Below are 23302 nucleotides of genomic sequence, written 5' to 3'. Positions count from 1 at the left end.
GTGCCCCGCCCCCGGTGCCCGGCGTCAGAGGTTCTCGGCCAGACTGCGCAGACGTTCCTCCGTACGGGCCGCGGCGGCCGGGGTGTCGCCGTGCACCAGGTACTGCACGGTTCCGGTCCACGGCGCGTCGTCGACCAGCAGCAGGGCACCGGTGGATCCGCCGCCGGGGGAGAGCTGCGGATCCTGCCCTATCGCCCAGGCGAGCTTGCCGAAGTCGGTGCACGGGAGGTCGTTGCGGGTGAGCACGGTGTGGTGGGCCATGTAGCCGTCCCCCAGCAGGTGCCGGGCTGCGGCGTCGACGTGGGTGCAGCCGCCGACCCGTGCGTTGACCTCGTTGAACAGCAGCCGGCCGTCGGCGGTGAGGATCGAGTCGCAGTTGACGTAGCCGCGGTAGCCGGTGGTCTGCAGATAGCGGGCCATCTCCCGCGACCAGTGGAGCATGGTGCTCTCGGCGGGGGCGGGCAGGTCGAGCGGTGGAATGGCGAAGCCGTTCCACACCGGTTCCATGCGCATGTCCCCGTGGTTGAGCACGGTGGGCGCCGCGGGCGGCGCCGGTACGTCGACTTCGCTGTACAGCGTGCGGCTGTGCGGGAAGTAGGTCTCCACCACCGTCTCGCTGGGGCGCAGTCCCGCCGGGAAGTCGCGGGTGGCGGCGACGGCGGGGAAGGTGCCGGCGAGCAGACGCTCGACGTCCTCCACGGTCGAGGCCGAGGTCACCCGATGGGTGGTCGAGGCTCCGAGGGCCGGGATGTCCGGGTCGTGGGTGAACAGGACGTTGCCGTACCCGCTGGCGCTGAAGTCCTCCTTGACGATGACGGCACCGGTGTGGGGCAGCAGGTCCAGCACCGCACGTGCCGTCGCCGCCCGGCTGCGGCACACGCGCCCCGGAGCGACGGGGACGCCGATCCCCTCCGCCCAGATGCGGAAGAACGACTTGCTGTTGAACACGTCCGCGCCGCCCTGGTCGAAGAAGGCCGGATGCGCGTCGGGGGACAGCTCCAGCCGGCGGGCCAGTTCGGCGATGGTCCGGTCGTACAGATAGGGGAGCAGCTGCCAGTCGGGACCGGTGAGCTCGCGCAGCCTGCCCAGGAGTCCGGGCGAGAGCAGGGTGTCATGGTCGAGGAAGGCGACCTCCTCCGCATCCGCGCCCGTTTCCGAACCCGCGCCTGCTCCGGCCCCCGCGCTCAGGAAGGTGACGGTGGACAGGTCCAGGCCCAGGGTGGCGGCCAGGTAGTCGCGGAACTCCTCGGTCAGCGGGCGGTGGGTGAGCAGCGCGTCACCGTCGCGCAGCAGCCAGGCCGTCCTGGTCGAGATGGCGTGCTGCTTGGCCGCTCCCTTGGCGCCGAAGCTCTCCAGGGCGCAGCCGAACATGTACTCGGAGGTCACGTTGCCGATGATCAGACGGGGCATGGGGGTTCTCCTTGCGCGCGGTGGGTCAGCTCGTGGGCCGGGCGGCGAGCCTGGCGGTGAAACGGGCCCGGTCCACCACGGCCCGGCCGTGCGTGCCGCGCAGGACGACGGCCTGGCCGTCGCGCCCTTCGACGTCGAACCGGAGCTTGGAGCCCTCGACCGCGGCGAGGGTCGCCGTCAGGGTGACGGTCTCCCCCACGGGGGTGGGTGCCAGGTGGGCGGAGTCGTGAGTCAGGCCGAGCGTCATGGATCCCTCGGGGAGGTGGTCCTCCAGCACCTTCATGGCCGTGATCTCGCCCAGCCAGAGCAGGACGGGGGTGGCCAGGACGTCGAGGCCGTTGCCCCAGTTGCTGGCGGCCTCCGCAGCGGTGACGGTGTGGGTGACGGTGGCCGTGGTGCCGATCAGCGCGCTGAGATCGGTCCCGGTGGTCGGGGCGGTCATGTCGGGTCTCCTCCTGGAACGGTCGGTGTCGGCGGTACGTGCTGTGGGGTACGAGGACGCGGGTTCACGCGGCGTGCTGGAGGGAGCGCATCTGGTTGAAGACGTTCTTGCGCTGCATCTCCGCGGTGCCGCCGGCGATCACGGCGCCCAGGGCGTCCTTGAGCGCCTTGGTGTGCGGGCCCTCCATGTAGCCGAGGTGGCCGTAGACCCGCAGGGCGGTCTCGGTGCCGAGCTTGAGGGTCTCGCCGGCGTGGTACTTGGCGACCGAGCACATCAACGAGGCTTCCGGGCGCTGCTGGAGGAGAGCGTCGAGAGCCCCGTAGGAAACCCAACGGGTGGACTCCAGGGCGAACTTGGCGTCGGTGACGCGCCCCTGGACGTACTGGTGCTCGCCGATGGGGACGCGGAAGGCGTGCCGCTGCTGGGTGTAGGCGAGGATCTCGTCGAGCATCGGATCGAGGTAGGACGCCGCGAGGATGCCGTACAGCAGCCGGTCCAGGGCGATGGTGTCGTAGATGAGGTCGACGCCGCCGCCGATCTCCCCGAGGATGTTGCGGCTCTCCACCCGGACGTCGTCCAGGGCGATGGGGCCGGTGGGGCTGGTGCGGTTGCCCATCATGTCCTCGGGGGCCCCGCGGGTGACCCCCTGTGCGTGCAGGTCCACCAGGAACAGGGTGATGTCCCGCTTGCCCGCCTCGGGAACCCGGCCGAGGATCAGGGCGAGGTCGGCCGCCGGACCGTTGGTGATGTGGTCCTTGTGACCGGTGAGCCGGTAGGTGCCGTCGGGGGCGGAGGTCGCGGCGGACTTGATGCGGGTGACGTCGGAGCCGCCCGTGGTCTCGGTCAGCGCGGTGGCCCCGACCTCGCCGCCGAGCAGGCGCGGAATCCAGTACTGCTGCTGGTCGGGCGTGCCGTACGTGGAGATGGACCGGATGAGGCCGGCCTGGGCGACCATCGAGAGGCAGAAGCCGAGGTCCCGGCCGCCCGCGGCGACGCCCTCGAAGGCCGCAGCGAAGTCCCACCAGGTGCCGCCCGTGCCGCCGAGCTCCTCGGCCACCGGCAGCTTCCATATGCCGGCCGCACTGAGTTCCTGCCAGGAGTCCAGGTCGAGACGGTGCTCGGTCGTGCAGTCGTCGGCGCGCTTGGCGACCGTGGTGGCCGCGAGATCGTGAAAGCGGGTGCGCAGCGCGGGGTCGGAGAAGTGCGTGATCACGTGTGGGGTCCTTCCGGTCGAACAGCTCGAACAGATGAGGGGTGAAGGGGAGACTTCAGTGGGACAGCGCAGCGAGCTGCGGCGTCCTGGCACCCGGCGGCGCCAGTTCGGTGCGCTCCACGGCCCGCTCCAACCGGGCCAGCAGATCGTCCACTTCGCCGTCGCCGATGGTCAGAGGCGGGGCGACCATGACCGACTCGGTGACGGGGGTGACCCCGGCCGGGTAGAGCAGCAGGCCCTCCGCACGGGCGCTCTCCACCAGGTCGAGCGACGTGCCGGGGAAGCGGTCGGGGTCGGACTGCACGCCCAGGGCCAGCTGCAGGCCTGCGCCGCGCACATCGGTGAGCAGACGGTGGCGACCGGTCAGCTCCGCCAGCCGCTCCTGGAGCCGGGCACCGGTGCGGGCGGCCCTCGCGGGAACGTCCTCGCGTTCCAGGTACTCCAGTACGGCGGCGGACGTCGCGGCCGCCAGCGGCGCTCCGGCCATGGTGTGCCCGAACAGGACGCTGCCCAGCGGCGCGTCGAAGGCGGCGGCGATCCGATCGGACACCAGCACGGCGGCCACCGGCACGAACCCCGCCGACAGGCCCTTCCCCAGCACCATGACGTCCGGGACGATGCCCGCGTGGTCGCAGCCGAACCAGCGCCCGGTGCGGCCCAGACCGGTCATGACCTCGTCCGCGACGAGCAGGAACCCGTGCTCGTCGGCGAGTTCCCGCAGCCTGACCAGGGTGCGGGGGTCGGTGGGCACCGCACCGGAGGAGGCCCCGCCCACCGGCTCGATCACCACGGCGCCGATCCGGTGCGGCCCGATCTCCATGATGGCCTCCTCCCAGTCCTGGGCGTCCGCGCGCAGCGCGCCCTGCGAGGGGCGCACCCGGGCGACCGCCGTCTGGTTGGTCAGCAGCGGGGTGAGGTTCGTACGCCGCAGGGGGTGGCCGGAGGCGGCCAGGGCGCCCGCGGTCATGCCGTGGTAGCTCGGCTCCTCGGTCAGCACCACGCACTGGAAGGGCCGGTAGGCGGTGGCGTGGTAGAGCGTCGCCAGACGCAGGGCCGTCTCGATGCCCTCCGACCCGGAGTTGCAGAACTGCACCTGGTTGAGGTCGCCGGGGGCCAGCCGGGCGAGGTGCGCGGTCAGTTCCTCCAGCGCGGGGGAGCGGAACTGGGTGCGGTAGGTGAAGCAGACCTCGTCGATCTGCCGGTGCATCCGCTCGGTGACCTCGGGAACGGTGTGGCCCAGGTTGACGTTGATGGCACCCGAGCAGCCGTCCAGATAGGCGGTGCCTTCGGTGTCGTAGAGGTAGACGCCGTGGGCCTTGCTGACAGTGGGAAGCATGGTCTCTCCGTACGTGGGGTGGCGGTACGTGAAGGAGGAAGGTGCGCCGGTCGGGCGCGGGTGTGGTGCCTTCGGCCCCGGGCGGGGCGGGCGGTGTCAGTACCAGGTGAGGACGACGGCGCCGGCGGTCATGCCGCCTCCGACGGACGCCAGCAGGATCCGCTCGCCCCGGGCGAACGGCCTGCGCGTGTGCTCGTGCGAGAGCGTGAGGGGAATGGAGGCCGCGGCGGTGTTCCCGTAGTCGGGAGCGGTGAGCGCGAGCTTGTCCTGCGGTATGCCCAGTTCCCGGCCCAGAGCTTCGACCAGCCGGGTGTTGCCCTGGTGGAAGACCACCCGGTCGATGTCGCCGACAGTCAGCCCCGCGTGGTCGAGGGCTTCGTGCACGGCCTTGGGGACGAACTGCAGGCCCCAGTCGCGGACCGCGCGCCCGTCCATCCGGAACAGGTGCTCGCCGTCCGCCACGCGCTGCGCGGTCAGCGGTTTACGGGTGCCGCCGGCCTCGACCCGTACCAGGGAGGTGCTCTGACCGTCCGCCAGCAGGGCGACGGCGTGGATGCCGAACCCGTCGGGCACCGGACCCAGGACGACGGCGCCCGCTCCGTCGCCGAAGAGGCTGACGGTCTTGCGGTCCGTCCTGTCCATGATCGTCGAATACTTGTCGGCGCCCACCACCAGGGCGCACTCCTCGCCGTCCTGCTGGGCCAGCATGGCGCGGGCGGTCGCCAGGGCGTAGAGGAAGCCCGAGCAGACGGCGTTCACGTCGAATGCGGGGAGGACGGGCAGGTCCAGGCGCTGCTGCACCATGACGGCCGTGGCCGGCTGCGGCTGGTCGGGGGTGGAGGTCGCCGTGATCAACAGGCCGATACGGGTGCGGAGCGATGCGTCCTCAAGTAACGGAGCGGCGGCTTCCGCTGCCATCTCCGAGGTCGCCATGCCGGCCGGGGCGTAGTGCCGCTCCGAGATGCCGGTGCGGGCGGCGACCCATTCGGGGTCCGTTCCGGCCCATTCGCTGATCTGCTGGTTGTCCACCACCACCGGCGGCACGTAGCCGCCCACGGACAGGATTCCGATCCCCATCGGGGCTCCCCTCTGACGTCGTACGCACCGTCTGGTCCCGGTGCGTCGCTGATGTTTACCCGTGTACTCGATAGCCGGTAAACACAATCCTGCTGTCTGACGTGATGAAACCGACGTTTGACGCACGGTCACTCGTACGGGTGTCGCGACCAGTGCGAATGCGCGCGGGTGCGGCGCCTGGTCCGGGAAGCGGCGAGAAGGACCGCTACAGAAGTGACAAAGACCCCGAGAGAAATCCGGCCGTCTCTGACGGAGGTCCAACTCGGCGAGGCACGTCGAATCCACACATCCCGGCCACGCGTGACTCACCCGCTGGAAACGTGCGTCTGACAGGCCGCGAGCGGCCTCCGGGGCACAGCGAGCGCCGCATCAGGGAACATGCGCCCGCCCTGAACCTCGGAGCGCGCTGCGGAGCCGCCCTTGCCGGATCAGACAGAGATCGGCTTGCGGTAGCGGACGTACTCGTTCTGGCGCCTGAACCCCACGTCCTCGTAGAGCTCGTAGGACCGGTGCGGATTCGCGGTGCCGGTGTACAGCCGGGCGGTCTCGGCACCGTGCTCGCGAAGGCAGCGCAGCCCGTCCAGGAGCAGGGCTCGCCCAAGCCCCAGACGCCTTGACTCCTTCCGGACGCTCAACTCTTCGACTTCGCCCACGGTGGCGTCCTGCCGACGGATGGAGCACAGGGCGACACCGACGATGTCCTCCCGATCCCAAGCAGCCCGCCAGCAGGTCGGGTCGGCCGTGGCGAGGAAGCTCTCGAAGGTCCACCTCTCGGTGAAGGCGGCCTCCGCATACGAGTCGACGACGGTCCTCCAGGCCGCGCGGTAGCTGCTCGGATCGACGGCTCCGACTCGGATGCCGGCAGGCAACGGCTCGGTGTCGGGAAGCTGCCGGAGATCGGCCAGCTCCAGCTCCACCAGACTGAAGACACGCCGGTATCCCGCATCGAGGAGCAGCGCCGTTGCATCCTGTTGAGAGGCCCTCGCGTTCGCGCCGAGCACGGCCGTCTGTGCGGTTCCGTGCTGTCGCACGAGCCGGCGGATACGGCCCTCTGCCCAGTTCAGCATGGCTGAGCCGATGCCCTGGCCGCGGTGCTCGGGCAGCAGATAGCCGCGGTGCAGGTACAACCACGTCCCGTCCCGCTCCTGCCACCGCCTGATCGTCGAGTAGCCGACGACACCGCCGTTGTGCTCCACCAACGCCTGGTACCCGGATGGGTCGTCGAGCCTGGCGGAGGCTTCGGCGATCTCGGCTGCCGTCGGGAGACCTTCCACGACCGAGCGGGCGTCGATCCGGTCCCGCTCTGCACAGCCGAGCCGCACGGCGGCCATGGCGCCGTCGTCGTCGTGGCCGTGATACGGCCGGAGGACGTAGCCGGGCAGCTGCCCCAGCGATGCGGGCCCGTTGCCGTTGCTCACGCTCACATCAGACCCCGTTACGTCGGCTGCGCGGTGTCGTCGATGACGGAAGCGTAGGCCCGCCGATCAGACGGCAGAACTCGTTTTCCACGGCATGATCGTTCGCGGGGGTCGAACTCAGCTCGATGCGGTGCGCGCACGCATGCGGTGCGCGGTCCGCAGCCCCTGTCTGGCGGCGGTTGCCACGAGGCCGCCGAGGGTGGTTCTGGCGAGGTCGTGGGCGGCGAGGCGTTCCAGCGCCGGCAGGGCACGGTCGTCGGCGGTGGAGCCGAGAGCGCGGCATGCCAGTGCCCGGAGGTCCGGGTCCGGATCGGTGGTGAGGGTGATCAGGTCGTCCACCACCGGCGGGCCGAATGCGGCGATCGCCGAGGAGAGATAGCCGGTCTTCGGGTTCCGGCGTTCCATCATGGCCTGCCAGAGCGCGGCGAGTGCCTGGTCGCCGCCGATCTGGCCGAGTGCCCGGGCGGCACTGCTGCGGACCCACTCGGTCTCGTCGTTCAGCCGGGCTGTCAGGGCAGGCACAGCGGCCGGTTCCTCGAAGACGCCGAGCGCCTGGCAGGCGCCCTCGCGGACCATCGGATCAGGATGCTCCAGCAGTGCGGCGATCAGCGGAACGGCCCGGCGGAAGCCGAGTTCGGCACAGGCGAGCGCCGACCACCGCACCCCGCGGTGCCCGGTGTCGGCGAGCGCGCGCAGCAGACCCGGTTCGACGCTCGCGTCGCCGAACAGGTCGATCCGGTTGAGCGCCTTGGTCCAGACGGTGACATCCTGCGTCCGGTGGTCGGAGACGACCCGGGACAGAGCTGCTCGGGCCTGCGGATGGCTGAGCTCGGCCCACTCCAGCAGGGCGTCGATCGCCCGCAGCCGGATGGAGCGGTGCCTGCTCAACTCGGCCGCGTGGACGGTGACAAGGGAAGTCAGCCCGTCCGGCGGGGGGCCGAGAGCGTCTCCGAGCGGGCCCGCGAGCGGTGGTTCCAGCTCGCTCAACCGCAGGGCCAGTGGGCCGATTCGGGTACCGGCATCCGCGTCGTAGAGCCCGTCCCCTCGCAGGTTCGCGGCCAGCTTGCCGACCGTACGGAACAGGAGCCATGCCGGGTCCGACGGGGAATCGGCGAGGGCGTCGAGTCGGCCGGACATGGCCGCGGTGACCGCGGTCGGCGCGCGTCCGCTGGCCTCCAGGACCGCCTCCGCCCAGGCGAGTGGCTCGCCCTGACGCTCGAAGAGCTGGCGACCCCACAGGCGGAGGACGGCGTCACGGTGGTCGGTCATTCCGGGATCGTTCCAGCAGGGCACACCGACAGCCAAAGGATTTTCCCGTGAACCCCTGCACACGGCAACTTGACACGGAACGCGACGAACAGCGAGAAGACGCCCGGGTTGTCGGCAGTGTCGAGTGGAACCAACACCGCCGACGACCGGGGGCTCTGCCACGCCACCATCCCAGCCGACCGGGAGTTCATGGCCCTTCAGAGGGAGGATGAAGAAGGCTCACGGCCGACTCACTGCCGACTCACGGACGACGGCGGCGACCATCACGCCATCTCGGCATGGACCGCCTGCACAACCTCACCCTCACCGGACGGGCCGGCGGACGGAATCTCCACCCACCTTGCCCTGACTCCGACGGGTCAGAAGAACCCTCAGTTCAGAAGGAAATGTGGCGGAGTCGTGACTACCACACCCACCATTGCTGATAAGGATTATCCGACGGCACATTCTTCGGATTGAGATAGACGTTGCCCTTCGCGTCCGAATCGAGGGCCAAGCCGTTGGTGGCGATCAGGTTGTATCTCTGGCTTCCGAGATACTCTTCACGCCAGTCTGCATCGACACTGTTGCAGGACCCCGTAACGATACCTTTAGACCCGCTGCGCTGAAGACAGCGCTGAGTCTGCACGTTCTCGATCTTGAAGGTTCCGTAGTTCGTCCACTGGAATATCCACTGCTGGTACGGATTGCTGTGATCGCCGGCGCAGCCCTTCGTGTACGCGTTGCCGTTGTAGTCGGAATCCAGGCACAGGCCGGTGCGTATGTTCTTGATCTGCTGCCCCACGGCCATGGTGCCGACTTCCGTGGCGCTCGCGTTGCCGGTCGTGCCGGCCAGCAGGGTGACGCTTGCCCCAATTGCTGTTGTCAGGGCTGCGACAGTCCTTTTCGTTCTCATACGGAATCCCCTCGGCTGTGACGGTCGGATGCAGATCTTCTTCGATCGCGGTACGGCCCGTTCAGACGGATACGTAACCTGAACCGAGCCATTCTGAGAGCCAGTATCGTTGCCCGTGCTAACGTTCCACTAACGTTGCACAACTGCAACGCGAGGTGCTCTTCGAAATCCAGAGTTGGCTCCTTGGATACTCTCTCCAGGGCGCCGCATTCCGGTAGTCGCGACCCTCCCGCCGGCGAACGCACGTAACCCTCTTCCAGGCGCCGCGCTGCTCGATGTCGAACTACCGCTGTATGCGGGGGCGTTAGCGGCGGGTTGGTGAAACGTTAGCGGCGGGGCCCAGAGTTGGCCTTCCTATCGGTCCGGCCGTATGGATTGACTGTGATGCAGGCCGGTTTCAGGGAAAGAGGCAGAGTTGAACCTGTTGTCCATGAGAAGGTGGAGAGCGGTCGTTCCTGTCATTGCCGCCTTACTCGGCTTGGCTCAGCTGACTGTCGCGTCGCCGGCCCGAGCGAACACGTCTCAGATCTGGACTGTCATGGATTGGGACATCACCAGCCTTCAGCACGGCGGAGGGCCCCTGGCCGCCCTGCGGTACGACGACATGCTGGGAGAACTCAGGAGGCATGTGGACTCCAGGCCCGGCAATGCGCAAGGAGGGCAGCTCGCCCAGACGGAGGCGCGAACGGGGCGGTATGTTGAGATCCGAGTGTTCGACGGTGGTGAACACTTCCTCAGCCTGTTCTACCGAACGGACAACCTCTACCTGGACGGCTTCAGTGTCCTAGGTGAGAACTACCGGTTCAGTAACGCGCAGCCTGCGCTGGTTCAGAACTTCCATGGCAATGGGAACATGTTCACCACCATTTATGGCGGGCACTACGGAAATGGCGGCTTGGATGCCAACGGTCGCCGAGGGGACACCTCGTTCGACTCGCGGAACCTGCGAAATCAGTTCGTGGCGCTGAGGGGTTTCACCTACGGCACCCGCAACAACTACACTCTGCACCTCGCGAACATCGTTCAGGCGACTTCCGAGGCGGCCCGTTTCGGGTGGATCAGGAATCGCATCTCGAACACCATCAGGAACGGTGGTGAGAACGACGGGTATGGCTGGCAGACGACCCTAGGGCCGTTCGGAATGGCGCTGGAGACCAGCTGGTCGCCCCTGAGCAGGCTGGCCTTCCAGACACGCAACGGCGGCACTGGAACCCCGGTAGTCGTCCATGGACAGCGCTACGAGAATCTGACGGACATGATGCGCGGGGATCCCCCGGCGCGTCCGGCCCTCTCCTACCTTCTGGGACTCGGCAGCCAGGCGCTCTAAGGGCTCGCAAAGGGGGCGGGGCGGGAGTGGGAGCGGAGGCACTCGCGCTCCCGGTTCTCCTCACCCCGGCGCCGCGCCGTCTCCCGTCCTGAAGGAGGGGGAGCGGCGCGGCGCGGATGGCTGAGGCCGTCACCTCACGATCGGTCCGCACCGGTCCGGATCAGGACCGATGCCCGGTCCACGTCCGGGTACCGGCCCGTCAGAAGACCTCGTTGTAACCGGACACCTCGGTGAACACCTGGCCGGCCCGCCGCGGCTTGAACGGGACCCGCCAGTCGCCCGTACCGGCGTAGAGGAACGACTCCGAGCCCTTGGGGCGGGCGAAGAGGTCGGGGTGGCCGTCCTGGTTGACGTCGCCGACGCCGATGAGGCCGGCGTAGGTGCCCCAGCCGCCGCCGATCCGGGTACGGGCGGCGAAGGTGCCGTCCCCCTTGCCGAGGTACAGCCACAGCACCCCGGCCCTGTCCCTGGCGACGAGGTCCCCGGCGGGGCCGCCCGCGAGATCGCCGACGGCGGTGATCTGGTTGTAGACCCCCCAGCCGGCGCCGACCCTCTTGCGCGTCTCGAACGGGCTGCCGGTGCTGCCGGTGGACTTGTAGAGCCAGAGGACACCGGACCTGTCGGCGGCCACGACGTCGGACCGGCCGTCCCCGGTCAGGTCGCTGCCGCCGCCGACCTGGTCGTAGGTCTGCCAGCCGCCGCCGACCCTCACCCGGCCGAGGAACGGCTTCGCCGGGTCGCCGGAACCCTGGTAGAGCCAGAGCACGCCGTCCTTGTCGCGGGCGAGGGTGTCGGTCGTGCCCGTCCCCGCGATGTCGCCGACCGACTCCAGCCGGTCGTAGCCGCCCCAGCCCCAGCCGACCGGCGTCTCGTCCGTCTCGACGAGCGCTCCCCACCGCTCGTCGTAGTTCGCCTGGGCGACCCAGAGGCGGCCCGAGAAGTCCCGCGCGAAGATCTCGGGGTCGATGTTGCCGCTGTAGTCGTGCGCCGTCGGCTTGCGGACGAGGGTGATCGTGCCGGAAGCGAGGGCGGACCTGCCGACGCCGTCGAGGGGCACGGCCTCGATCTCCCAGGTGTACGCGCCGCTGACCCCGGACAGCCAGGGGGACCAGAGGTCCTCGCCGTGCCAGGTCCAGCCGACGGTGTCCGGCCCCAGGTCGGGGTGACGGCCGCCCGGCTCCCAGATCAGGATCTCGTTCGACGCGCCCGTCCCCGCGTGGGTGAGCTTGAGGTACACCCGGGTGTTCTTGCGCGAGAAGCGCCACCGCAGGTCCACCGCCTTCTGCCGGTCGAAGTCGGCCACCGCGGGAACGTCGGCGCCGAGGTAGGCGACCGAGGTCGGCTCCCCGGTGGCGGCGACCTGCTCGGCGACCGGCCGCCCGTCCGTGCCGACCGTGACGCGGTAGAGCCCCTCGCCGTGCTCGTGCGTGCCGCCCCTGACCAGTACGGAGCCGTCAGGGCCCGGGACGAGCGACGACATGTGCTCCAGCAGCTGGTCCCCGTAGTCCTCGGGGTCGGTCAGCGACCGCACCGAGAGGGGACGGTGCACGTCACGGCGCGTGTCGTGCCCGAGGACGTAGGGGCGCGCGGTCAGCAGCCAGTGGCCGACGAGACCGTACTGGACGAGGCTCTCGCGCGGGATCCGCCGCGTCTCGCTGCTTCCCCTGGTGCCGATGACGATCGACGGCCCGGCCTCCTCGTCCCAGACCAGGTGGCTGTCCGAGAGTGCCCCCGACACCCGCTGGGTGCCGGTGGCCGGGTAGGCGTCGGTGACCGCGCCGGTGCGGACGTCCACCGCGAGCCGGTGGTACGTGCGGGCGCCCACCGGCCCGGCCGCCGCGACGAGGGCGAACGAGGACGAGGAGACGCTCGTCACCGAGAAGCCCACCGTGCCGGCGGGCAGTCCGGTCACCGTGCGCTCGTCGAGGCCGGCGCCCGCCCTGGTGAGGAGGCGCGCCTCCATCGTGCCGTCGGCCTGCTTGACCCCGACCACCAGGGTCGCCCCGACGGCTCCCCGGTAGACGTGGTCCTCGCCCAGCGAGTTCAGGTCGATCCGCACGGGCGCCGCGCCCGTGGCCATGTCGTGCAGCGTCACGACCCGGAACTTGGTGACGTCGGTGGCGTGGTCCCCCGTCACCACGACGTCCGAGACCGCGCCGCGCAGCGGGCTCGACGGCAGCACGGTGGAGGTGCCGTCGGCGTAGCGGGTCCAGCGCAGCTCGGGGGCGGCGCCGTTCGTCCGTGACAGGAAGCCGGTCGTGCCGGCGCCGACGACCTCCGCGTTCCGCGGGAACGGGACGGTGGTCGTCTGCTGGTCCGCGCTGTCGGCCGCGGTCGCCGGGACCGGTGTCGCGGTCGCCGGGACCGTGGACAGGATGCCGCCCGTGGCGGCGAGGACCGCGGTGACGGCCGCGGCGGTCATACGGCGCCCGGGCACGCGCCCGGGTACACGAAGGTGCTTCACGAATTTCCCTCCCCTAGAGGGGAGGAGAGTAGCGGCCCCCTCCGTCCCACCTCGCGCCGCCCCCCGGGCATGATCGAAAAGCGAATCCCCAGGTCGTCGCAGGGAGCCCGGCCCGATCCGGAGGGGCAGGCCCCGGCCGCCCCGGAACCGGCCCGCCCCGGAAGGCCGTTCCCGGCCGGCCACTCCGTGTCGGCCCGCTCCGACCGCTGTTCCGCGGACGGGCCGAACGGTGCGCTTCCGTCACTCGCGGGCTCCGTCGGCGGGCGGGAGGAGTGGCCCCAGGGGGCCGAGGTCGAGGTTGAGGTCCTGGAGGGTGTAGCCGTGCTCGGCGCACAGGTCGCTCAGCGCGTCGTGCAGCGCCATCAGCGTGGCGCCCAGCTCCTCCTCCTGGTCGTCGGTGAGGTCGCCGGCGTCGACGCGTCGCAGCGCCTGTCGCTCGATGAGCTGGCGCAGGAGTTCCACGACGGTGAGGACGAGTTTCAGGAGGTCCTCCTCGACCGACTCGTGGTCGGTGCGGAGCCTGCGCGCGGGGCGACGGGGTGCGTCGGCGCCGGCGGGGGGCGCCCGCACGAGGCGGAACGCGTCCCCCAGAGCGCCACCGATGTCGTCCATGCGCGGCGGCCCGCCCGGGGCCCGCCGCCCCTTCCCGCGGTCCGGGCCGGTCCCGGTCACGGCCTCCTCCCCGCCGACGGGCCGAGCGGATCCGCCTCCGAGCCGACGGACACGATCAGCGCCCGGAGGGAGACCCGGACCAGATCGATGTCGGCGATCGAGAGCACGATGTCCCCCGACAGCACCACGCCGCCGCTGAGCAGCCTGTCGAGCAGGTCGACGAGGGCGACCTGCCGGTTCGGCAGGGACTCGACGGGCCGGGGGGAGCTCATCGCACCGGCCCGTCACCCGTGGAGTCCTCCCGGGGCGGCTCCGGGGGCGGTGGCGGCATGGCGAAGGAGTACGGGGCCCACGGACCGGTCACCTCGACGCGTACGCTGTCGAGGTCGCTCGCCACGGCGGCGAGTGCGGTGCGGAAGTCGCCGGCCAGGTCGTCCGGGACGAGGTACGCGTCGTTGAGGACGTTCTCCTCGGGTCCCGCCAGCGCGCCGCGCTGGGCAGGATGGCGCACCCGGTGCGTACCGAACCGGGAGACGAGCGCGTCGATGCGCTGCGCGGCCTCCTGGGCGTTCCGGTAGTGGTCCTCCCTGGCGTGGTGCTGGGCCCGGCGGCGCCGGAGGTACGCCATGCCGGGACTCTGCGTGTCCGCGCTCCTCGTCCGGTCGGCCGCCTGGTCCTCCGAGGCGTCCTGAGAGCCGATGTACAGCTTGACGCCCCATTCGCTCCGGTCGCGCAGCAGCGCGATGCGCTCGGCGAAGAGGGCGTGCTGGGCGGCGAGAGCCTCCCGTGCGCGCCGGTCGTCCTGGTACAGGGTGGCGAGCCGCAGCGGGAGGACGCTGCCCGCACGGGAGAGGGTCTGCACCACCTCGTGATGGGCACGGGCGATGTCCTCCAGCCATTCCATGTCCTCGAAGCGGGCCTTGAGAGTCCGTTCGTCGAACTCGTCCGCTGCGACGCGGCTGATGACGAAAGCGACGCGGTGCGGAGACTCGGCGGGCTCGGCGGGCTCCTCCACGACGAGGAGCGACACGGCCCTGCCCGAGACGCCGCGGACGTCCTCCACGGCCGTCCGCACCCTCCCGGTGTCGGGGACCACCGCGTAGACGTAGGTGAGGCTCGCCGGGGCGGTCATGGGCTGCGCCTGCGTCGGGCCGCTCCCTTGGGCGGCGGCGTCCCGGCGGCGGGGCCCGGGGGCTCGTCGTCGGTCTCGTACGCGTACGCGTCGTCGTCCTCTTCCGGTTCCTCGACGTCGAGCTCCCGTACCCCGGGTTCCGCGTCCCGCTCACGGCGCCGGAGCGGTTCGGCACGGCGGGCCCCGCCGCCGATCCCCGCCTCGCGCCTCAGCTCCTCCAGCTCGGCTCGCAGTAGGCGGTTCTCGCGCTCCAGGGGGCTGCCGCTGTGCTTCGATGAGAGCGACGGATCGTGCTCCCACCAGTCGATTCCCATCTCCTTCGCCTTGTCCACGGAGGCGACCACGATCCGGAGCTTGATCGTCAGCAGCTCGATGTCGAGCAGGTTGATGCGGATGTCTCCGGCGATGACGATGCCCTTGTCCAGGACGCGTTCCAGGATGTCGGCGAGATTGGCGGAGGAACTCGGCCCGTACGGCGCCGGGGAGGCCCTGGAGGGCGCGGACCCGAAGCGGTCGGGCAGGGGATCGGACACGGCGGTGTTCCTCGCTTCCGGTCAGGGGCTCTGCGAGCGGTGGGCGTCGATCTCTTCCAGACGGTCCAGCAGCTCGTCCTCGCAGCGGTCGAACGTCTCCTGGGAGATCTCCCCTCGGACCAGCCGGTCTTCCAGTTCCGCCAGCTCTCGCCAGACGGGGGCCGGGTCGTAGTACTCCTCCTCGGCCCTGTCCAGCACGCGCTGCGCGACCCAGGTCGCTCCGCGCACCGGAGCGAGGGGAAGTGTGAGCAGCGATGTCAGCAGCCCCATGCGTCTGCCTCCCTCCTCGACTCGCCCGCCCTGCCCGGTCACTCCACGAAGCTGTACGGCGGCAGGGGGCCGTTCAGCCGGAACTCGACGCCGTCTCCGATCTCGCGGGCCAGGTTGCCCTCGGCGATCAGGAACTCCTCCCGGCGGTCGTCCGGGACCAGCAGCGAGAAGTTCAGGAAGTCCGGCTCGGACGCCCGCCGGACGGTGTGCTCCCGGGCGAACGGTACGAGGGCCTCGATCAGCCCGGATGCCAGGGCGTCCTGTCGGACCTGGACCTGACGAGCAATCAGTTCCCCAAGTGTCAAGGGGAGTTGTGGATCGATGTCGCCGCTCCGCATGCGTTCGTTGAGCGCGCGGGCCTCGTCGTCCTCGCTCAGGATCTGCCGCAGGAGCACTTCCTCGTCTTGTGACGCGCGCACGTGGTACTCGGCACATCCGCCGAGCCGTTCGAGATTGGCCAGGAAGCCTTCGGCGTCCTTCTGGAGCACCTCCTCGACGGTCGACTCGTCGGGGGCCGTGTATCCGAACTGGAGCGGCAGGACGGGGCCGCCGCGCATGAGGTGATCCTGCACCTCGTTGTGGATCGAGAGGTCGCGCCGCTTGGGACGGATCGTTTCGGCGACGTCGCTGACCACGGCGCACAGCGGACCGGAGGCGACGGGGCGCACGGGAGCGGGTTCCGAACCGACGCCGGACAGACCGTCCAGGTCGAGTGGGTGGTCGTCCGCTGTGATCGCGTAGACGTACAAAGCCATCGGTCACTCCTTCTCCCGTCGTGTCGTGCGTCGGGAGGCGGGCCGTCGGCGTCGGGGTGCGGACTCCTCCTCTTCCTCCTCCTCGTCCGGTTCTTCGTCGTCGCGGGACTTCCCGGTCAGGGACTCCGTCACGGCCTCGACGGCTCCGGTGAGCGCGCCCTTCGACTTGCCGCGGGCTCCCCCCTCCATCATCCCGCCGACGACTTCGGGGAGCTGCGCGGGAGCCTTGCGGCCGGCTTCGAGGTCGAGCCGGTTGCACGCCTCCGCGAAGCGCAGATAGGTGTCCACGCTGGCGACGACGATCCTGGCGTCGATCTTGAGGATCTCGATCCCGACGAGGGAGACGCGCACGAAGACGTCGATCACCAGGCCGCGATCGAGGATGAGCTCCAGGACGTCGTACAGGCTGCCCGTGGAGGCGCCACCGCCCCTGCTGACGGCGCTGCCGCCCTGCGGCACCATGGTCATGGTGCCTCCTTCCGCGGCCGCACCGGGTTCAGAACGGCCGATCGATCATTCCGCGGCTGTAGCGGCGGGTTCGTTCGAAGGAGATCAGCGCGCCCGCCTCGTCCAGGGAGACCCGGTAGCTGGCCAGCACGCTCGTCGTGTCGGGGATCCGCTCCAGTTCCACCACTTCCACTTGTGCCTCCCACCCCGTGTCGACGGGCTTGAGCGAGGAGACGGACTCGGGGTTTCTTCCGAGCAGTTTCGCGAGTTGCTCGATAGCCGCCGCCATCGCCGAGCCCGCGTCCACGGACTTCGCTCTGCTGGGCGCCGCCTTGCGCCGAGTGGGAGATCGTCGCTCTTCGGCGGGGCGTGAGGTTCCCCGTCGAGGCCGATCCGGATCCACCGGGCTCATGACACTCCGCGAGACGAATAGCAACTAAAGGCTAGAATTTCATGCTATAGGGATAAACGCCATGCCCGGGAGGGCAGGCTCGTTCCCCACCGCCCCGGAGGGGCGTCCCCGCGCGGCTTCGCCGGTCGTACGGCTTGGTCCTGGGCGTTCCACGCGAGCAGCGGAACGGTCGCGCCGCCCGGTGAAGGGACAGGGGTCATGGAGGACACGACCAAGATCGCCCTGGCGGCCGCGGTGGCAGGCGGTTACGTACTGGGACGGACGAAGAAGGCTCGCCTCGCGTTCACCGTGGCGACCTATCTCGCCGGCCGGCGCTTCGGCCTGGAGCCGGGACAGCTCGTGACGCAGGGGCTCAACAAGCTCAAGGAAGTACCTCAGGTCGCCGAGATGGGCGAGCAGTTGCGGGGTGAGGCGCTGAACGCCGGACGGCAGGCCCTGAGCGCCGCGGCCAACCGCAAGCTCACCGATCTCGCCGACTCCCTGCACGAGCGGACTCTCGCGATCGGCAGCGGCGGCGGTCGGGACGAGGAGGAAGACGAGGACGAGCGGTACGACGACGCGGACGAGGAGTGGGAGGACGAGGAGGAGCCCGAGGACGAGTACGCCGACGACGAGGAGTGGGAGGAGGACGAGGAGGAACCGGAGGAGCCCGAAGAGGCCGAGGAGGACGAGTACGACGAGGAAGAGGCGGACGAGGAGGAACCCGAGGCCGAGCCGGAGCCGCCGAGGAAGCGCCGGTCGTCCGGCACGTCCTCCCGCTCGCGTTCCGGAGGGAGCACCGCCTCCCGCTCGCGGTCGGGAACCACCGGGTCACGCGCCCGGACGTCGGCCTCGGGACGCGGATCGACCTCCCGCGCCGAGAAGGCCGCACCGGCCAAGAAGGCGACGGCGAAGAAGGCGCCCGGTAAGCGGTCGGCGCCGAGCCGGAGCACCGCCAAGAAGGCCGCACCGGCCAAGAAGAGCGCCCCGGCGAAGAAGGCCGCACCGGCGAAGAAGGCGGCCCCCGCGAAGAAGACGGCCGCGGCCAGGAAGACGGCGGCGAAGAAGACGTCCTCGGCTCGCAAGCCGGCCGCGAAGAAGGCGGCAGCGAGCAAACCGGCCACCAAGAAGGCCACGGCACGCAAGTCCGCCGCCAAGAAGACCGCGGCCAAGAAGACGACGACGCGCAAGACCGCGTCGCGGAGGTAGGTCATGGCAAGCGAAGACCGCGACCGCGACCGCTCCGAGAAGTCGGAATCCGGACTCGACCGGCTGTTCGGCGAACTGGGCGAGTTCCTCACCGCACAGACCGGTCAACTGGCCGACAAGGCGACGGACAAGCTGGGGGACGTCACCGACCAGCTGAACGACGTGGCCGAGAACGGCGGGAAGCTCACCGACATCGGCGGCCGGCTGCTCCAGGGCGACTCCCCCGTCAAGGCCGTGGTGGGCCAATCCTTGAGCGGGCTGAAGGACAAGGTCACCGAAACGGCGTCGAACCTGTTCGGCGGGGGCAAGGGCAAACGCAAGAGCGGCAGCCAGAAGATCACCAGCATCGTGGAGACCATCGACGTCGGAGCGCCGCTCAGCCGCGTCTACAACCACTGGACCCAGTACGAGGATTTCAGCGGCTTCACGAAGGGCGTCCGCAACGTCTCCCAGGGCGACGAGACGAGCAGCGACTGGAAGGTCAAGGTGGGGCCCTCCACCCGCAGCTGGAAGGCGACGGTCCAGGAACAGGTACCCGACGACTGCATCGTCTGGACGTCCGAGGGCGCCAAGGGTTCGACGCGGGGCTGTGTCAGCTTCCACGAACTGGGCCCCACGCTGACCCGCATCCTCCTCACCGTCGAGTACTACCCTTCCGGCCTGTTCGAGAAGACGGGCAACCTCTGGCGGGCCCAGGGCCGGCGGATGCGGCTGGACCTGAAGCACTTCCGCCGGCACGTCACCCTGACCGACGACGAACCTGAGGGCTGGCGCGGGGAGATCCGCGACGGCGAGGTCGTCCGCTCGCACGAGGAGGCCCTGGAGGAGGAGAACGCAGCCGACGAGGACGGCGAGGAGGAGGACGAGGGGCAGGTCGAGGGCGAGGACCGCCCCGACGACGAGGACGACGGGCTGGACGAAGAGGACGAGGACGGGTACGAGCCCGGCGAAGAGGACGAGCAGGACGCGGACGAGGAGTACGACGAGGGCGAGCCGGACGAGGAGTACGACGAGGACGACGAGGGTTACGCCGACGACGAGGACGAAGAGGAGGAAGACGACGCCGACGAGCGCGAGACCGCCGGGGGCCGGCGGCGCGGGCGTTGAGCCGCGGGTCGTCCGGGCCACCCGTTCTACGGGGTGGGTGACCCGGACGGTCGGCCGTAGAGGGAGCTTCGGGAGGTGACGGGCTCCCCTCGGCGTAGGCCGGACCTGCCCCCGATGCGCTGCCGACTCGTGAAAGGAGCGGCCTAGGTGGGCCGCTCCTCCGGTCGTCCACCACGGCGGGTGCCGCCGTCCGTCCGGTCGGTCGACCGGACGGGCAGTGCGAGGCCGGGGCCGTGATCTGCGGATCAGCGCTTGAACGCGTCCTTGACCTTCTGTCCCGCCTGCTTGGCGTCGCCCTCGGCCTGTTCGGCGCGGCCCTTCATCTCCAGGCTCTCGTTGCCGACGACCTTGCCCGTGGTCTCCTTCACCTTGCCCTTGGCCGTCTTGGCCGCGTTCTTGGCTTTCTTCCCTCCGGCCATGTCGCTCACCTTCTCGCGCGGAGTGCGCGTCCCAGGTCGGGGCGCCGAGTGGCCACTGCCCCGGATCCGGGCCTCCATGCGGGGCCGTCGACGAACAAGGGCAGGTGCCGAGGTGTCGGCCAGGACCGCGCGGCGGGCGCCGACGTTCTCGCCGCTCGCGGTGGTGACCCCCGGTCGCGGTGTCGGATCGCAGGGTGACGGCGGCGACCCGCTCGCCGCAGCGCTGCAGGCCGGCGCTGCAGGCGGTTCGTCAGCGCGCCGGTGAGCGCGCCTGCGCCTGCGGGGACCGGGAAGCCGTGGCTCTGCCCGAGCATTCGCGGCCACCAGACCGTTGGGGCCCGCGCCGATCACCACCGCGTCAGGCACGGCCTCTTCCCCTGCGTGCGGCGTCAGTGACCGAGGGCGGTTCTTGAGCTGCTGCTTCCTTATGGTCGAGCGTCCCCCGATGCCGCGCTGCCTGGCCTCTAGGTCGAGGTCGTCCTTGGTGCGATCCGACGATGAGCCGCGGGCGCCGGACTTCTCACCGCCGCGCGACGATGAGCCGCGGCCGCCGCCGGACCTCTCGCCTCCGCGCTGCGAGGCGGACTTGCCCCGGGGTGGAGCTGCGGCTCGCGGTCTTGCTCCCTCGCGAGCGCGCGCGTTCCTTGTTCACCATCCGTGAGGCCATCTCCTTGGCGCGACCCTCGGACGTCGTCACGGACCCGCCGAACCGATAAGCTGCAGAACGGCGTGTTCCACGCGGCCATGGGTGGCGGGGTGGCCGAAGACGCCGTCCCTGCCCAGCTCGCCCAGGGCCGCCGCGATGGTCTCTCCCTGGTCGTAGAGCTCGATGACGCGCGGATCGATGTACGACGCCCGGCACACCGCCGGCGTATTGCCCAAGTACCCGCTGACCTCGCGCACGGCGCGCGAGACGACCCTGCTGCGGCGGGCGGCGGAGGCATCGGTGGTGTTGTCGGACACGGCCAGAGCCACCGCGGCCAGAACGGTCGCGTACCAGGTCCTGAAGTCCTTCGCCGTCACATCCTGCCCCGACCCGTCCCGCAGGTAGGCGTTGAGGTCGTCGCCGTGGAGCTCGTGCCACTTCGCGCGCTCCCAGTACACGAAGAGCCTCGCGTCCGAATTACCGCGCCGCAGCAGCGCACGGACCACCTTGTACGCCTGATCGTCCACGAGCGCGCGCGTGACCTCCTTTCCGGACTTGGCCGGGAAGTGCAGATGGATCTCCCCGCCTCGGCAGTCGGCGTGTTCCCTCAGCAGGGTCGTCAGGCCGAAGCTGCCGTTGTCGCGCGCGTAACCGTCTCCGCCGACACGGAGGAATCCCAGATCCAGGAGGCGGGTCAGGCAGGCCAGAACACGGGCCCGGGACAGTCCGCGCCCGGAGATGTCGCTGTCCACCTGCTGCCTCAAACGTGGCAGCGAACGGGCGACGCGCCGGACGTGCTCGTGCTTGGCGGCGTCCTGCCGCTCGCGGAATGCGGGGTGGTAGAGGTACTGGCGCCGGCCCGCGGCGTCCGTTCCCACCGCCTGGATGTGACCGTTCGGCCAGGGACAGACCCAGACGTCCTCCCAGGCCGGAGGAATGACCAGGGCGCGTACGCGGTCACGAGCGTCCGGAGGCAGGGGCTCGCCGTCCGTGCCCAGGTAGCGAAACCCGCGGCCGTGGCGCACACGACTCCATCCCGGCTTGCTCGGATCGCTGGTCCGCAGCCGCACCCTCAGTCCTCGTCAGGGTGGGCCTGCGTACGCAGGACCCACGCCTGCCCCGTGCAGTCGTAGGGGAGCGGGGGGAACCGATGCCCTCGCACATCGGTGCTCTTGCTCCACAGATGCTCTCTGCCGCAATCGCATGCGTAGATCCCGCTCTGCGTCACGATCTCGCCCGGCTTCCACTCTTCCCTGTCGTTCATGGTGGGCCTATGCCCCGGTATGGCCGGTTCACCCGACTACTTTCCAGTTCAAGGATCAGGGCCCGCGATGCCCGGAGGCACTGATCGTCGTCTCGGGCGCCATACAGGAGAGGAGACATGCGGTGACGGGGGAGGTGGGGTGCTTGCGGGGGCTCCACTCGGGCCTGCGTCTCCTGCTCCAGATCACCGGCAGCCACCACTCGGTCGTCACACCCGTGAGTGAGCGTGCCCCCGCCCGCACGGAGAGTGCAGCGGCACTTCGGTTCACCCACCGCCTGCGGCACGCGCGCGTCCAGCTCGGCCGCCGACGCGGGCATCGGCTTGTGGCGGCGAGCGGCCGTTGAGGCCGCGTGGTCCGAGCGATGCTACGGGCGGGCCGGAACGTCGCAGGCGCGTGCGTTTTCAGCGGTGCTCAGTTGTCGGCGAGTGCGACGAGCCGCGGGTAGGCCAGCTGTGTGGAGATGCGTGCGATCAGGTGGACAGGCACGTCGGTGCACTGTGTTTTCAGGATGTCGTAAGCGGGGGCGTAGGCGGCCTCGTCCTCGACGGCGGTGGGAGGCATCCACCAGATGAGGAGATGTGCGTGCCGACGGGCACCGGCCTGCGTCGCGTAAGGGACTTCGTGGACGAGCAGCCGCGCCTGGTCGGGCGGGAGATTGGCGATCAGTTCCTCTGGTGTCCAGTTCGCCTCGGCCTCCACGTCCAGCGTGCTGCCGGTGAGCCTCAGCACGACGGTGTTCACGTCCCGGTGCTCCTTCACCCGACGAAACGCCTCCGGGCAGCTGTCTGCGAGTTGAATGACCGGGCTGTTCATGGGAGCTCCGTGGCCGGTGAGAGGTGGAGCAGGACGCGGCGCGGAGCCGCTGCACGCGCCGAAGCTCCGGCTGTGAAGGGATGCCGGCCTTCGGCGTACTGCCCCGGGGGCGAGGCCCTCAACCCACGGACCTGCTTGCCGACACCGGCCTTCTTCAGCAGTGTGCAGACACTTGGCAGCGCCTCTCGCACGGGCGGTACGAGATCGACTTCCTCGGGTTCGTAGCTGTGCAGATCGAGAACGAGGCACGCTGTTCGGCCCATGGTGATCGCCTCCGTTCAGGCCTCTGCCCGCCGGGCCGCCGTGCAACCCCCGATATCAGCCCTCGTGCAGGACCCGGACGCTCGTGGCCTGCGGGTCGACGGCGTCGGGAACGACCATCCCGGCCTGCGCACCGGTGCGCAGATAGGCGAAGACTTAGCTGGTCAGACGCTCCCCCGGCAGGACGGAGGGGATCCACGGCGGGTAGGGCGTGATCATTTCCGCGGCGATCCGGCCTGCGGCAGCTGCGGAGTCCACCTGCTCGGTCGGCCCGAAGAACGCATCCCGGGGAAGCATCGCCTGTTTTAGGCGCAGTCCGGCCGGTCCGCAGCCAGTCGGCGGCCCGGTAGCCGGTGACCTGCCAGGCGCCGATGTCCATGATGATCTGGAGCGGGTCGAGGTCGCTGGCCTTGCCGGGGCCGCAGAAGTCCTCGCGGCTGTGCACGCGGATGCCGCCGATGCCCGCGATCCGGGAGCGGACGTCGTCCGCGAGGGCCAGGGCGTGGTCGTGAGGCTCCGGCCGTGTTCGACCACCTGCCGACGCCGGCCGTCGAGGGCTGCGTAGACCAGGACGGAGGGGCTGGTGGTGTC

The 23302-nt window shown here is 70.1% G+C and carries 24 protein-coding genes and 1 pseudogene; 3 read left to right on the top strand and 22 right to left on the bottom strand.

The annotated features are described in order from the left end of the window. Positions 1-24: 24 nt before the first annotated feature. From ACF09E_RS12155 to ACF09E_RS12120, 8 genes are all read right to left on the bottom strand, one after another. The gene (locus tag ACF09E_RS12155) at positions 25-1410 is read right to left on the bottom strand and encodes a hypothetical protein (protein WP_392205079.1); all 1386 of its coding nucleotides are present in this window, start codon (positions 1408-1410) and stop codon (positions 25-27) included. A gap of 25 nt (positions 1411-1435) precedes the next feature. Continuing rightward, a complete protein-coding gene (locus ACF09E_RS12150) occupies positions 1436-1852 on the bottom strand; it encodes a thioesterase family protein (RefSeq protein WP_392205078.1) in 417 nt (138 codons plus the stop codon). A gap of 64 nt (positions 1853-1916) precedes the next feature. Next, on the bottom strand, positions 1917-3065 hold the full coding sequence (locus ACF09E_RS12145; RefSeq protein WP_392205077.1) for an acyl-CoA dehydrogenase family protein: 1149 nt from the start codon (positions 3063-3065) through the stop codon (positions 1917-1919). Between the two features lie 55 nt (positions 3066-3120). Then, positions 3121-4401 (bottom strand): aminotransferase class III-fold pyridoxal phosphate-dependent enzyme, encoded by a 1281-nt coding sequence (locus ACF09E_RS12140; protein ID WP_392205076.1) that lies wholly within the window; start codon positions 4399-4401, stop codon positions 3121-3123. A gap of 96 nt (positions 4402-4497) precedes the next feature. Next, the gene (locus ACF09E_RS12135) at positions 4498-5478 is read right to left on the bottom strand and encodes a 3-oxoacyl-ACP synthase III family protein (RefSeq protein WP_392205075.1); all 981 of its coding nucleotides are present in this window, start codon (positions 5476-5478) and stop codon (positions 4498-4500) included. A gap of 428 nt (positions 5479-5906) precedes the next feature. After that, a complete protein-coding gene (locus ACF09E_RS12130) occupies positions 5907-6902 on the bottom strand; it encodes a GNAT family N-acetyltransferase (protein WP_392205074.1) in 996 nt (331 codons plus the stop codon). Positions 6903-7013: 111 nt separating this feature from the next. Next, complete coding sequence (locus ACF09E_RS12125; RefSeq protein WP_392205073.1) at positions 7014-8165, bottom strand: HEAT repeat domain-containing protein; 1152 nt, start codon at positions 8163-8165, stop codon at positions 7014-7016. A 403-nt stretch (positions 8166-8568) separates the two neighbouring features. Continuing rightward, positions 8569-9060, bottom strand: a complete 492-nt coding sequence (locus tag ACF09E_RS12120; RefSeq protein WP_392205072.1) for a ricin-type beta-trefoil lectin domain protein — start codon at positions 9058-9060, stop codon at positions 8569-8571. A gap of 538 nt (positions 9061-9598) precedes the next feature. Here ACF09E_RS12120 and ACF09E_RS12115 point away from each other — a divergent pair. Beyond that, positions 9599-10387 carry a ribosome-inactivating family protein gene (locus tag ACF09E_RS12115; protein WP_392205071.1) on the top strand — a complete coding sequence of 263 codons (789 nt, stop codon included), beginning with the start codon at positions 9599-9601 and terminating at the stop codon, positions 10385-10387. A 199-nt stretch (positions 10388-10586) separates the two neighbouring features. Here ACF09E_RS12115 and ACF09E_RS12110 read toward each other — a convergent pair whose 3' ends face one another. The 9 genes from ACF09E_RS12110 to ACF09E_RS12070 form a co-directional block, all read right to left on the bottom strand. Then, on the bottom strand, positions 10587-12851 hold the full coding sequence (locus tag ACF09E_RS12110) for an FG-GAP repeat domain-containing protein (RefSeq protein WP_392205070.1): 2265 nt from the start codon (positions 12849-12851) through the stop codon (positions 10587-10589). A 240-nt stretch (positions 12852-13091) separates the two neighbouring features. Continuing rightward, a complete protein-coding gene (locus tag ACF09E_RS12105) occupies positions 13092-13463 on the bottom strand; it encodes a gas vesicle protein K (protein ID WP_392205638.1) in 372 nt (123 codons plus the stop codon). 56 nt (positions 13464-13519) lie between these two features. Continuing rightward, entirely contained in the window at positions 13520-13735 is a 216-nt protein-coding gene (locus ACF09E_RS12100; RefSeq protein WP_392205069.1) for a gas vesicle protein, read from the bottom strand. Then, on the bottom strand, positions 13732-14595 hold the full coding sequence (locus ACF09E_RS12095; RefSeq protein ID WP_392205068.1) for a GvpL/GvpF family gas vesicle protein: 864 nt from the start codon (positions 14593-14595) through the stop codon (positions 13732-13734). Before ACF09E_RS12095 ends, ACF09E_RS12100 begins: the two co-directional genes overlap by 4 nt. Beyond that, a complete protein-coding gene (locus ACF09E_RS12090; protein ID WP_392205067.1) occupies positions 14592-15128 on the bottom strand; it encodes a gas vesicle protein in 537 nt (178 codons plus the stop codon). The genes ACF09E_RS12095 and ACF09E_RS12090 overlap by 4 nt, the downstream gene beginning before the upstream one ends. A gap of 21 nt (positions 15129-15149) precedes the next feature. Further along, positions 15150-15398 (bottom strand): gas vesicle protein GvpG, encoded by a 249-nt coding sequence (locus ACF09E_RS12085; protein ID WP_392205066.1) that lies wholly within the window; start codon positions 15396-15398, stop codon positions 15150-15152. A gap of 38 nt (positions 15399-15436) precedes the next feature. Beyond that, complete coding sequence (locus tag ACF09E_RS12080) at positions 15437-16153, bottom strand: GvpL/GvpF family gas vesicle protein (protein WP_392205065.1); 717 nt, start codon at positions 16151-16153, stop codon at positions 15437-15439. A 3-nt stretch (positions 16154-16156) separates the two neighbouring features. After that, a complete protein-coding gene (locus ACF09E_RS12075; RefSeq protein ID WP_392205064.1) occupies positions 16157-16621 on the bottom strand; it encodes a gas vesicle structural protein GvpA in 465 nt (154 codons plus the stop codon). Between the two features lie 28 nt (positions 16622-16649). After that, the gene (locus ACF09E_RS12070) at positions 16650-17012 is read right to left on the bottom strand and encodes a gas vesicle protein (RefSeq protein WP_392205063.1); all 363 of its coding nucleotides are present in this window, start codon (positions 17010-17012) and stop codon (positions 16650-16652) included. A gap of 198 nt (positions 17013-17210) precedes the next feature. Between ACF09E_RS12070 and ACF09E_RS12065 the strand changes: the two genes are divergently transcribed. Both ACF09E_RS12065 and ACF09E_RS12060 read left to right on the top strand, forming a co-directional pair. Then, on the top strand, positions 17211-18200 hold the full coding sequence (locus ACF09E_RS12065; protein WP_392205062.1) for a histone protein: 990 nt from the start codon (positions 17211-17213) through the stop codon (positions 18198-18200). Positions 18201-18203: 3 nt separating this feature from the next. After that, positions 18204-19307 carry an SRPBCC family protein gene (locus ACF09E_RS12060; protein WP_392205061.1) on the top strand — a complete coding sequence of 368 codons (1104 nt, stop codon included), beginning with the start codon at positions 18204-18206 and terminating at the stop codon, positions 19305-19307. 245 nt (positions 19308-19552) lie between these two features. On the opposite strand, the gene ACF09E_RS12055 is transcribed toward ACF09E_RS12060, so the two are convergent. From ACF09E_RS12055 to ACF09E_RS12035, 5 genes and pseudogenes are all read right to left on the bottom strand, one after another. After that, positions 19553-19726 (bottom strand): CsbD family protein, encoded by a 174-nt coding sequence (locus tag ACF09E_RS12055; protein ID WP_383429246.1) that lies wholly within the window; start codon positions 19724-19726, stop codon positions 19553-19555. A 411-nt stretch (positions 19727-20137) separates the two neighbouring features. Next, positions 20138-20417, bottom strand: a pseudogene (locus ACF09E_RS12050) (hypothetical protein); the annotation flags it as partial. Positions 20418-20419: 2 nt separating this feature from the next. Next, positions 20420-21442, bottom strand: a complete 1023-nt coding sequence (locus tag ACF09E_RS12045; RefSeq protein ID WP_392205060.1) for a DNA topoisomerase IB — start codon at positions 21440-21442, stop codon at positions 20420-20422. Positions 21443-22048: 606 nt separating this feature from the next. Then, entirely contained in the window at positions 22049-22450 is a 402-nt protein-coding gene (locus ACF09E_RS12040) for a hypothetical protein (RefSeq protein ID WP_392205059.1), read from the bottom strand. Positions 22451-22867: 417 nt separating this feature from the next. Continuing rightward, positions 22868-23008 (bottom strand): hypothetical protein, encoded by a 141-nt coding sequence (locus tag ACF09E_RS12035; protein WP_392205058.1) that lies wholly within the window; start codon positions 23006-23008, stop codon positions 22868-22870. Positions 23009-23302 lie beyond the last annotated feature (294 nt).

The organism is Streptomyces sp. NPDC014891 (assembly GCF_043081085.1).
Taxonomy (GTDB): domain Bacteria; phylum Actinomycetota; class Actinomycetes; order Streptomycetales; family Streptomycetaceae; genus Streptomyces.
The sequence above is the reverse complement of the archived record's forward strand: the minus strand, read 5'-3'. Positions and strand labels throughout refer to the sequence as shown.